The following is a 10,253-nucleotide window of genomic DNA, read 5'->3' as shown; positions in this document are numbered from 1 at the left end:
CTCCCACAGTTATCTCACCGGCAAACGCACATGCTGGCCCAACTGATCAAATAACGTCACCACCGAGCGCAAGGCCCGGCAATCGGGGCGCGTCAGCAGCCACAGGGCGGTGTCGTGCCCCACCAGCGGCGGGCTCAACGGTTGCAGGTCCGCGCCCAGCAGGTAATCCGGCAACGCGGCCACGCCGAGTCCCGCGCGCACCAACTCGGTTACCGAAACCATGCTGTTGCAGCGATAGGCCGGCATCACTCCCGGCAAGTGCTGGCGCCGCCAGGTGACGGTGGGGTGATCCGGCAGGAAGTCATCCGGCGCGATCCAGTTCAGGGCCGCCAGTTCCTCCCCCGCATGCTGGCGGGCATAGTCGGCACTGGCGCACACCCGATACGACACCGTGCCCAGGCAACGTCCTACCAGATGCTCGGGCGGTGCCTTGGTCAGGCGCAGGGCAATATCCGCATCGCGGCGGCTGAGGTTGGCGAAGTCATTGGACGTGCTCAGCTCCAGGGTCAACGCCGGGTAGCCCGGCATGAACTGCGCCAGGGCCGGCAGCAACAGTGACTGCAATACCGAGTCCGTGCACGTCAGGCGCACCGTGCCGCTGATCACTTCACCGCCCTGCTCCACTCCCACACGTGCTGCCTCCAGCGCCTGTTCGGCACGTTCGGCCTGCTCGGCGAGGGTGGTGGCCAAGGTGGTGGGCAGGTAGCCGGCGCGGCTCTTTTCGAACAGCGTCTGGCCCAGCGCCGTCTCCAGCCGCCGCACCGCGCGAAACACCGTAGACACATCCACCCGCAGCAACGCCGCCGCCCGCGCGAGCGTGCCGCCGCGCACCAGGGCGAGGATCAGGGAAAGGTCTGGGTAGTCGATCTGATAGTGCGCCGCTGCATTGAACATGTGTGTTAACGCCAATATTGATTGCGTGAACGCCAATCTATAGTGAGCGCCAGGACTCAACAAGCCACGGACACCCTCGATGAATAAAACCACCCTGCACCTGGCCCTGATCGGCGACTACGATGCACAGGTCACCGCCCACCAGGCCATTCCCCTGGCGTTGCAACAGGCCGGCGCGGCGCTGGGCCTGACGGTGCGGTTCGACTGGCTGGCCACCGACACGATCAAATCCACCGAACAACTGCAGCACTACGACGGCTTCTGGTGCGTCCCCGCCAGCCCTTACCGTGATCTGGACGGCGCCCTGCTGGCCATCCGTTATGCCCGTGAACAGCGGCGCCCTTTCCTCGGCACCTGCGGCGGTTTTCAACACGCGGTGCTGGAATATGCCCGCAACGTGCTGGGCTGGGCCGACGCAGAACACGGCGAACTGGCTCCCGATTCGCCCCGTGCAGTACTCACGCCCCTGACCTGTGCGCTGGTGGAAGCGACCGACACCATCCGCTTGATGGCCTATACCCGCATCGCCGAGGCCTACGCCACCCTCGATATCCATGAAGGCTACCGTTGCCGCTATGGCATCAATCCAGACTTCGAAAGCGCATTGCTGGAAGCCGACCTGATTGCCAGCGGCCATGACTCGGCGGGTGACCTGCGGGCGGTGGAGTTGCTGGGCCATCCGTTTTTTGTCGCCACCCTGTTCCAGCCGGAACGTGCGGCGCTTAAAGACGTCACCCCGCCGCTGGCCATTGCGCTGCTGAAGGCCTGCGCATGATCGCCAAGACACCCAAACCGCCGTACTACGCCGTGGTGTTCAGTTCATTGCGCACTGAAGGTGACAACGGTTACGGACAAGCCGCCGACCGCATGCTGGAACTGGCCCGGCAACAACCCGGTTTTCTCGGCGTGGAATCGGCGCGCGGGGACGACGGGCTGGGTATCACGGTGTCCTACTGGAGCAGCGAAGCCGCGATCCTGGCCTGGAAGCAGCACGCCGAACACACTGAGGTGCGCGAACAGGGCCGCGCCACCTGGTACTCGGCGTGCCATACGCGGGTGTGCAAGGTGGAGCGGTCTTACGCGTTCGAGCGCTGAAACCTCAGCCCGTGTAAAACACTTAATGTGGACAAGGGAGGCTCTGTGGTGAGGGCGCTTGCTGTAGTGAGGGAGCTTGTGTGGTGAGGGAGCTCCCTCACCACAGCAAGCCCCCTGCCACAGCAAGCTCCCAAGCCACAAAAAGCGCTCCAGCCGCAGGGCTATGCGGCACTCAACTGACCAGACTGCGCACCGCACTGATCTGTGGAATCTCCACCCGACGCATGTACACCCGCAGCGGTTCGGTGATGTTGATGCGATCGTCGATGTTCTGGTCCAGCAACAACTGGATCCGCTCGCGGGACAAGGTCATGGCCTGCCCGTCGATCGGCAGCCAGACAAACTCGGCGGTTGGGATAATGCCGTCATCGGCCACGTCCATGCCGAAGGAGTCTTCGCTGAAACGGACGATGTACTGGCCAGTCTTGCGGTTCAGGCCGACAAAACCCTGGAGTTGGTCGGCGGCCTGGCAGATAAGCTCGGAGGTGATGCGCATGGTAAACCTCACTGAAAAGTCCTACTTGGACTGGAAAGATGGTTTACACGCGTGGCAGGAAAATCTGCCCTCTGATGGGGCAATTCAAGGCAAGAGTACTGCATCGCACCGCACAAAAGTGCAGAAAAATGGCCGGTGAACACGTTAATGTCGGTTTGGTGATAGCGCCATTCGCAAGCAATTGTTAAAAAGGAGCCCTTCTCAAAGTTACCTCCACGAAAGGACTTCGCATATGCCTGTCACGTTTACCAAGAGTGCCCTGCTGCTGGCCCTGATGCTGGGCCTTGGCCACGCACAGGCGGCAAGCCCGATCAGCCCTACCGAACTCGCGGCCAACGAAGGCATCCCGCACCCCGCCGTGATTGCCCACCGTGGCGCCTCCTTCGATGCACCGGAATCCACCGCCGCCGCCTACAAAGTCGCGCGCGACCTGGGTGCCGACTACCTGGAAATGGACCTGCAACGCAGCAAGGACGGCGTGCTATTCGCCCTGCATGACAACAACCTGCAACGCACCACCGACGTCGCCACCAAGTTCCCCGAGCGCAAGGACAGCCCGGCCAACGAATTCACCTGGGCCGAGCTTAAAACCCTGGACGCCGGCAGCTGGTTCAACGCCGCCTACCCGGATCGTGCCCGCCCGGGCTTCGTCGGCCTGAAAATCCTCAGCCTGGACGAAATCATCAAGATCGCCGAAGGCAATCCGCAGCACAAACCCGGCCTGTACATCGAAACCAAGGAGCCGAAGCAATTCCCGGGCATCGAGGCCGACCTGAAGAACAAGCTGCTGGATAAAGGCTGGTTGAGCTCCACCGGCTCCAACCAGGCCCAGAAAAACATCGGCGTCGGCCAGGGCAAGGGCCGCGTGGTGCTGCAAACCTTTGAGAAAGACAGCCTGAAAGAACTGCAAAAAGAGATGCCCAACACCCCGAAAATCCTGCTGTTGTGGGTAGGTGAAGGCAGCATCGAACCGAAATCCAAGGTGCCCTTCGCCGAGTCCGGCGAGCCGAGCAAAGCCGCCTACTACGCCAAGCAGGAGCCGAAGGACGCCGCCGAGTTCGAAAAATGGATCGACGAGGCCAAGAGCCTGGGCGCCATCGGTACCGGCCCTTCGGCACAGCTGACCAACCTGGGCGACCAGAGCTATTCCGACCTGGTCAAACCCGAGATGAACCAGTTGACCCACGACAAGGGCTTGCTGGTGCACGTGTACACCGTGGATGAGCCGGTGGACTTCGACAAGGTCATGAAAGCCGGCGTCGATGGCATCTTCACCAACCGCGCTGCCGAACTGCTGAAGTACTACAAGCGCTGGCCGTCCTCGAGTGTGGCCGACCTGCTGCAGGACAACGGTTACTGAGTGAGCCCCGAATGGTCAGGTCGCCTGTGGCTGGGGCCTGACTACGGGCTGATCCAGGGCATACCGGGGCGCACCGCGCCCCACGCACACTATGCCCATCAGCTGATGTTCTCCGCGGGCGGGCCGGTCACGGCCAGCCTCGATGGCCGTGCCATCACGGCCCATCGCCTGTTTATCCCGTCCAGAATGCCCCACGCCATCCTCCAAACCCATGGTGAGGTATTGATGGTGTATGCCGAACCCGGCGCCTTTGACTTCGACTCTTTGCAGGCCGCCCTGGCCGACAGTGAACGGTCCCTGGAAGCACTCGAGCGCACGCTGCGCCAATTGCCGAGACGCGCACTGGAAGATGCCAGGGTGGAGCGCGCGCTGTCGGCGCTGGATCAGCAACTGAGTGGCAAGGTCTCGGCCCAAGCCCTGGCACAGGCGGCGCACGTTTCGTTAAGCCAGCTGGAACGTTTGTTCGCCAACCAACTGGGTTTGCCGGTACGTCGCCTGGTGTTGTGGCGGCGCTTGCGAGTGGCGCTGGGACTGGCGCTCGGCGGCAGCACCCTGACCGAGGCTGCCCATGGCGCCGGGTTCGCCGATTCGGCGCATTTTTCCCGGACCATGAAACAACTATTCGGCGTCACGGCCGGGGCGTCGTTGCGCAACCTGCACGTACGAATCCTCGACTAAACCGACGGGAACCGGCGGCTCCTTGCTCAATTGCACCGTCCTGAACGGATCGCGCAACTGCGCCACATACTCCCGCGGAAAATCCGGCCGGCTGCCAATCCCCAAGTCGCCCTGCCCCATTCGATAGTCATGGCTGTAAAACGCCGTACCCAAGAGCCAATCCCACAGATTGAAAAACAAGCCGAAATTCACATCCCCAGCCCGGCCATATTTCATGTGATGAAAACGATGCACCGGCGCCCAGGCGAACACCCAGCGCAGCGGCCCCAGGCGCATGTCGACATTGGAATGCTGCAACAGCAGCTGCACGGCAATCGCCAGGGCCAGCAGCAGCGCCACCTCCGTGGGAATGCCCAGCAGGATCAACGGCGTCAACCCGGCCGTGGCTTCCAGCATCTGGTGCAACGGATGCTTCATCAAGCCATTGAAGCCATACAGCCGTTGCACGCTGTGGTGCACCGCGTGCAGGCGCCACAAGGCAGCGACTCGGTGGCTGGCGTAATGCATCAAGGTGATGCCCGCATCGGCAATGAAGATCGCCAGCAGCAATTGCGCCCAGAGCGGCCACGCCCGCGGCCATACACCGTCGACGGCCAACAGCGCGGTCAGCACCGGCAAGATCAACAAGCCCGCCGCATTGAGGCCCTCATTGACCAACGCGTGAATCAAGTCGCGACGACGATCACCCTGGTTGCGATTCCACTGCGGCTCATAGGGCAACCACCACTCGGCGATAAACGACACCGCCACCGCCAGAACAAATACCAGCCCCAGCCACTGCAGCGCATCCCTCTGCACCAGCCACAGCGCCCACCCGATAAACCCCGCCCAGAACAAGGGCGCATACACCCAGGCCATTAACTGTTTCATCTGTGCCTCCCGTAAGTGAGACGCCAGCATGAAACCCCGCACTCGCCGCCGATTGAACAAACGGCGCAATCTTAAGGGTGAGTTAAGTTGCGCTGGTTAACCTGATCCCACTTAAACAGCTCACCCCAAAGGATCACATCATGAAAAACCTGACCGCTCTGTTCGCTGCTGCCGCCTTGACCCTTACCGCCGGTTTGGCCCAGGCCGATGTTCGCCCGGACCAGATTCCGAGCCTGCTCAAGTCCGGTGCCGTGATGGATTTTGAAAAGCTCAACGCCAAGGCCGTGGCCCAGCACAAAGGCGCCACCATCGTTGACACCGAACTGGAAGACAAAGCCGGCCGCCTGGTCTACGAGACCGAACTGCGTGACACCAGCAACGTGAAGTGGGACGTGAAGCTGGATGCCAAGACCGGCGAAGTCCTGGAAAACAAGCAAGACACTTGAGTTGAACCGCAAAAACGCCGCGCCGCCTTCGGGCCGCGCGGCTTTTTTATGCGCGCTCGTCGCCCAGAAGAGCAATTAGTCTAATTAGCGTGAACGAATTTGTACCTTACGCCGCCAAGCTCGCTAGAATCCCAACCATCAGCCAAGGCACAACGCCAGCAGCATCAGGACCGGAACCGTTCGCCATGGGGCAAAAAGCCGTCGACATTGCCACCATTGGCAGAATCAGCGCCGTCCCGGCGATTCTCCAGGTAGTCAGCGAGATGACCGGCTTGCGTTTTGCGGCCGTGGCCCGGGTCACCGACGATTCCTGGACCGCCTGCGCTGTGCGCGACCAACTGGACTTTGGCCTGCCCGTGGGTGGCGAGCTGGACCTGACCACCACCCTGTGCCACGAAATACTCGACTCCCACGTCTCGATCGTGATCGACAAAGCCAGCGAAGACCCGCTGTACCGCGACCACCACACGCCGCGCATCTACCACTTTGAAAGCTACATCTCGGTGCCGGTGTTCCGCACCGACGGGCGTTTCTTCGGCACCATCTGTGCCCTGGACCCGAACCCGGCGCAACTGCGCAGCAGCACCATCCAGTCGACCATGGAGTCGTTTGCCCGGGTGCTGTCGCTGCAGATCGAAGCCGAAGAAAGCCTCCAGCAGACCGAGGCCGACTTGCAGCAGGAGCGGGAAACCGCCGAACTGCGCGAACAATTCATCGCCGTGCTCGGCCACGACCTGCGCAACCCGCTGTTCGCCATCAACGTCGGCGCCGAACGGCTGCTGCGCAAACACCCGGACCCGGCCACCGACACCCTGGTGCGGCACATGCTGGCCAGCGGCCGCCGGGCCTCGCAACTGGTGGAAGACGTACTGGACTTTGCCCGCGGGCGAATGGGCAGCGGCATCCCGGTGAACATCAGTGAATGCACTGGGCTTGAAGACACTTTGCAGCATGTGGTGGAAGAGGTGCAGCACGTCCATCCAAAGCGGCTGATTCACGCCAGCATCGGCAATCTCAAGGGTGTGAAAGGCGACCGCGAGCGGCTCGCGCAATTGCTCTCCAACCTGGTGGCCAACGCCATCAGCCACGGCAACCCGCAAGGGCCGGTTGAAGTCAGTGCGCAGGTCACCGCCGGCACGTTTGAGTTAACGGTGAAAAACCTTGGGCTGATCAGTGAGCAAGCCATGCCGCTGCTGTTCCAGCCCTACTCCCGACCGACGGGCGCCCTGCCCCAGGCCGGGTTGGGCCTGGGGTTGTACATCGTCAAGCAGATTGCCGACGCCCATGGCGGGCGGCTGGAAGTGTCTTCCAGCGAGCAGGACGGCACGGTGTTCAGCTTCAGTTTGCCCGCGGGCGATTGACGGCCACCTCAAACCGTCACAAAAGCGTCAAATTCAGTTGCCATGATGCGCTCAGGTGAACCTGTGAAATTTCCTACAGGCACTTTCCCTGCGAGCCTCCATGAACCACAGCATCGACCACAGCCACCAGGACTCAGACCTGTTTGGCTTGCTCTACGGTTTTCGTTTCCGCCCCGGTGAAAAGGGCGAACAGATTGATTCAGCCACTGCCCTTGCGGCCTTGCAGCAACCCGGTGACCCCGACGAATTCCTCTGGCTGCATTTGAACCTGGCCCACGCCGCGTGCGAGCGCTGGATGCAGGCGCACCTGAACCTGCCGGAAGAATTCTTCGAAGCCTTGCACGAAGGCTCACGCTCCACCCGCATCGAACACGTGGACTCAGCCTTGCTGGCGGTGGTCAACGACGTGGTGTTCAACTTCAGCAGCATGGTGTCTTCAGATATTTCCACCCTATGGGTGTGCGCCCGCAGCCGGCTGCTGATCAGCGCGCGCCTGCAACCGCTGCATTCGGTGGACAAGTTGCGCTCGTCGGTGAAGGCCGGTGAACACTTTCGCTCGCCGCTGGAACTGCTGGTGCATTTGCTGCGGGACCAGGGCGAGGTGCTGACACAGATCGTGCGCAAGACCAGCCTCAGCGTCGACCAGATCGAGGACCAGTTGCTGTCGTCACGCCTGTCCACCAACCGCGCCGAACTGGGTGCCGCGCGCCGGGTGCTGGTGCGGCTGCAACGGTTGCTGGCGCTGGAGCCGGGCTCGTTGCTGCGACTGCTCAATCGCCCGCCCCAGTGGCTGCAGAAGGAAGACGTGAAAGAGCTGCGCAAATCCACCGAGGAGTTTGCGCTGATCATCAACGACCTGATGGCGTTGGGTGAGCGCATCAAGCTGCTGCAGGAAGAGATCGCCGCCAACCTCAACGAACAGAGCAACCGCACGTTGTTCACCCTGACCGTGGTCACGGTGCTGGCGTTGCCGATCAACATCATTGCCGGTTTTTTTGGCATGAACGTTGGTGGTGTGCCGCTTTCTACAGACCCTGAAGGCTTCTGGATTCTGGTGGCGCTGGTGGCAACGTTCACGTTGATTGCCGGGCGCTGGGCGTTTCGCAAGCGCAAGGATTATTGAATTTGAAATGCGATCAAGTGTGGGAGCTGGCTTGCCTGCGATAGCGGTGGTGACTGATCACCGCTATCGCAGGCAAGCCAGCTCCCACATTTGATCGACGGTGTTTTATAGACCAGCGGCAACTTCAATTCCCTAAACACTGATTTACCGCAGCATCTCTGTAACATTCTGCAACGATCATGACGGATATCCTCCCTCAACACTGGATGTTCCGGCATGGCAACCCCTTCGCTGACCGCCTCCACCGCCTCCGTCACCAACGATCCCAAACCGCGCCTGGACAAAAAACCGGGCCTGGTGACGGTGATCATTTTCTTCGCCGTACTCGCCATGGGCCTGTTGTTCACCGCCTACAGCCTGATGCACGACATGCACGAGCTGGGCACGGTGGTCACCACCTGGACGCCGTTCCTCCTGCTGGGCGTGGCGCTGTTGATCGCCCTGGGCTTCGAGTTCGTCAACGGCTTCCACGACACCGCCAACGCGGTGGCCACGGTGATTTACACCAACTCATTGCCACCGCATTTCGCGGTGGTGTGGTCGGGCTTTTTCAACTTCCTCGGCGTGCTGCTATCCAGCGGCGCGGTGGCGTTCGGCATCATCGCCCTGCTGCCGGTAGAGCTGATTTTGCAGGTCGGCTCCTCCGCCGGCTTTGCGATGATCTTCGCGCTGTTGATCGCCGCGATCCTGTGGAACCTCGGCACCTGGTGGCTGGGGCTGCCGGCGTCGTCGTCCCACACCTTGATCGGCTCGATCATCGGCGTGGGCGTGGCCAACGCACTGATGCATGGCCGCGACGGCACCAGCGGTGTGGACTGGGGCCAGGCGATCAAGATCGGTTATGCGTTGCTGCTGTCGCCGCTGATCGGCTTCGCCTTCGCCGCCCTGCTGTTGCTGGCGCTGCGGGCCTTCGTGAAAAACCGCTCGCTGTACAAAGCGCCGAAAGGCGACACCCCGCCGCCGTGGTGGATTCGCGGCATGCTGATCGTCACTTGCACCGGCGTGTCGTTTGCCCACGGGTCCAACGACGGCCAAAAGGGCATGGGCCTGATCATGTTGATCCTGGTGGGCACCCTGCCGATGGCCTACGCGTTGAACCGCACCATGCCGGCCGGTGAGTCGTTGCAGTTTGCCGCGGTGGCCGAAGTCACCCAGGCAGCCCTGGTAAAAGCGGCGCCGCAACTGGCCCCCGCCGACTCTCGCGGCACCTTGTCGACCTACGTACGCACCAAGGAAGCCACCCCGGAACTGGTGCCCGCCCTGGCCGCCATCACCGGGCATATCGGTGAGGAAGTGAAGAGCTACGGCTCCCTCGCCGCCGTTCCGGCCGAGGCCGTGGGCAACGTGCGTAACGACATGTACCTGACCAGCGAAACCATCCGCCTGATGGACAAGGGCAAGGTCGGCAACTTCGATGCCGACACCCAGAACAAGCTGCAACTGTTCAAGCAACAGATCGACAACGCCACACGGTTTATCCCGCTGTGGGTCAAGATCGCCGTGGCCATCGCCCTCGGGCTCGGCACCATGGTCGGCTGGAAACGTATCGTGGTGACCGTGGGCGAGAAGATCGGCAAGACCCACCTGACCTACGCCCAGGGCGCATCCGCCGAGATGGTGGCAATGCTGACCATCGGCGCGGCAGACATGTATGGCTTGCCGGTGTCCACCACCCATGTGTTGTCGTCGGGTGTGGCCGGGACCATGGTGGCGAACGGCGGTGGCTTGCAGATGAAGACCATCCGCAACTTGCTGATGGCCTGGGTGCTGACGTTACCGGCGGCGATTCTGTTATCGGGTAGCCTATACTGGCTATTCACCCAATTGTTCTGACACAACCCGATAAAAATGTGGGAGCGGGCTTGCTCGCGAATGCGGTGGCTCAGTCACAGACTTATTGACTGACACTCCGCTTTCGCGAGCAAGCCCG

At 61.8% G+C, this 10,253-nt stretch carries 11 protein-coding genes; 8 read left to right on the top strand and 3 right to left on the bottom strand.

Features of this window, described 5'->3' with window-relative positions; translation table 11 throughout:
- Positions 1 to 9: 9 nt before the first annotated feature.
- Complete coding sequence (locus HX839_RS16145) at positions 10 to 894, bottom strand: LysR family transcriptional regulator (RefSeq protein ID WP_003211467.1); 885 nt, start codon at positions 892 to 894, stop codon at positions 10 to 12.
- A gap of 79 nt (positions 895 to 973) precedes the next feature.
- Here HX839_RS16145 and HX839_RS16140 point away from each other — a divergent pair, with 79 nt between their 5' ends.
- Both HX839_RS16140 and HX839_RS16135 read left to right on the top strand, forming a co-directional pair.
- Complete coding sequence (locus tag HX839_RS16140) at positions 974 to 1,669, top strand: CTP synthase (protein WP_102369737.1); 696 nt, start codon at positions 974 to 976, stop codon at positions 1,667 to 1,669.
- Positions 1,666 to 1,989 (top strand): antibiotic biosynthesis monooxygenase, encoded by a 324-nt coding sequence (locus tag HX839_RS16135; protein ID WP_003211463.1) that lies wholly within the window; start codon positions 1,666 to 1,668, stop codon positions 1,987 to 1,989. Before HX839_RS16140 ends, HX839_RS16135 begins: the two co-directional genes overlap by 4 nt.
- A gap of 172 nt (positions 1,990 to 2,161) precedes the next feature.
- Here HX839_RS16135 and HX839_RS16130 read toward each other — a convergent pair whose 3' ends face one another.
- Positions 2,162 to 2,485 (bottom strand): DUF2025 family protein, encoded by a 324-nt coding sequence (locus HX839_RS16130; protein WP_177027667.1) that lies wholly within the window; start codon positions 2,483 to 2,485, stop codon positions 2,162 to 2,164.
- A 232-nt stretch (positions 2,486 to 2,717) separates the two neighbouring features.
- On the opposite strand from HX839_RS16130, the gene HX839_RS16125 reads away from it, so the two are divergent.
- Entirely contained in the window at positions 2,718 to 3,845 is a 1,128-nt protein-coding gene (locus HX839_RS16125) for a glycerophosphodiester phosphodiesterase (RefSeq protein WP_177022222.1), read from the top strand.
- Entirely contained in the window at positions 3,846 to 4,523 is a 678-nt protein-coding gene (locus HX839_RS16120; RefSeq protein WP_177008449.1) for a helix-turn-helix domain-containing protein, read from the top strand.
- On the opposite strand, the gene HX839_RS16115 is transcribed toward HX839_RS16120, so the two are convergent.
- Entirely contained in the window at positions 4,464 to 5,393 is a 930-nt protein-coding gene (locus tag HX839_RS16115; RefSeq protein ID WP_177067315.1) for a sterol desaturase family protein, read from the bottom strand. The two genes, HX839_RS16120 and HX839_RS16115, sit on opposite strands and share 60 nt — an antisense overlap.
- 140 nt (positions 5,394 to 5,533) lie before the next feature.
- Here HX839_RS16115 and HX839_RS16110 point away from each other — a divergent pair, with 140 nt between their 5' ends.
- The 4 genes from HX839_RS16110 to HX839_RS16095 all read left to right on the top strand — a co-directional run bounded on the left by HX839_RS16110 (position 5,534) and on the right by HX839_RS16095 (position 10,156).
- Positions 5,534 to 5,839, top strand: a complete 306-nt coding sequence (locus HX839_RS16110; protein WP_003211453.1) for a PepSY domain-containing protein — start codon at positions 5,534 to 5,536, stop codon at positions 5,837 to 5,839.
- Between the two features lie 185 nt (positions 5,840 to 6,024).
- Entirely contained in the window at positions 6,025 to 7,200 is a 1,176-nt protein-coding gene (locus HX839_RS16105) for a GAF domain-containing sensor histidine kinase (protein ID WP_177067314.1), read from the top strand.
- Positions 7,201 to 7,300: 100 nt separating this feature from the next.
- Entirely contained in the window at positions 7,301 to 8,323 is a 1,023-nt protein-coding gene (locus tag HX839_RS16100; protein ID WP_003211449.1) for a transporter, read from the top strand.
- 216 nt (positions 8,324 to 8,539) lie between these two features.
- Positions 8,540 to 10,156, top strand: a complete 1,617-nt coding sequence (locus HX839_RS16095; RefSeq protein ID WP_177048388.1) for an inorganic phosphate transporter — start codon at positions 8,540 to 8,542, stop codon at positions 10,154 to 10,156.
- The last annotated feature ends 97 nt before the right edge of the window (positions 10,157 to 10,253 follow it).

The organism is Pseudomonas sp. I8001 (genome assembly GCF_013385345.1).
In the GTDB taxonomy this organism is placed as follows: Bacteria; Pseudomonadota; Gammaproteobacteria; order Pseudomonadales; family Pseudomonadaceae; genus Aquipseudomonas.
This window is presented reverse-complemented; position numbering and strand designations above follow the sequence as displayed.

Bases quoted from the DNA above. Each gene is read 5' to 3' on its own strand.
- HX839_RS16145 (WP_003211467.1), bottom strand. From the start codon at position 894: ATGTTCAATGCAGCGGCGCACTATCAGATCGACTACCCAGACCTTTCC.
- HX839_RS16140 (WP_102369737.1), top strand. From the start codon at position 974: ATGAATAAAACCACCCTGCACCTGGCCCTGATCGGCGACTACGATGCA.
- HX839_RS16135 (WP_003211463.1), top strand. From the start codon at position 1,666: ATGATCGCCAAGACACCCAAACCGCCGTACTACGCCGTGGTGTTCAGT.
- HX839_RS16130 (WP_177027667.1), bottom strand. From the start codon at position 2,485: ATGCGCATCACCTCCGAGCTTATCTGCCAGGCCGCCGACCAACTCCAG.
- HX839_RS16125 (WP_177022222.1), top strand. From the start codon at position 2,718: ATGCCTGTCACGTTTACCAAGAGTGCCCTGCTGCTGGCCCTGATGCTG.
- HX839_RS16115 (WP_177067315.1), bottom strand. From the start codon at position 5,393: ATGAAACAGTTAATGGCCTGGGTGTATGCGCCCTTGTTCTGGGCGGGG.
- HX839_RS16110 (WP_003211453.1), top strand. From the start codon at position 5,534: ATGAAAAACCTGACCGCTCTGTTCGCTGCTGCCGCCTTGACCCTTACC.
- HX839_RS16105 (WP_177067314.1), top strand. From the start codon at position 6,025: ATGGGGCAAAAAGCCGTCGACATTGCCACCATTGGCAGAATCAGCGCC.
- HX839_RS16100 (WP_003211449.1), top strand. From the start codon at position 7,301: ATGAACCACAGCATCGACCACAGCCACCAGGACTCAGACCTGTTTGGC.
- HX839_RS16095 (WP_177048388.1), top strand. From the start codon at position 8,540: ATGGCAACCCCTTCGCTGACCGCCTCCACCGCCTCCGTCACCAACGAT.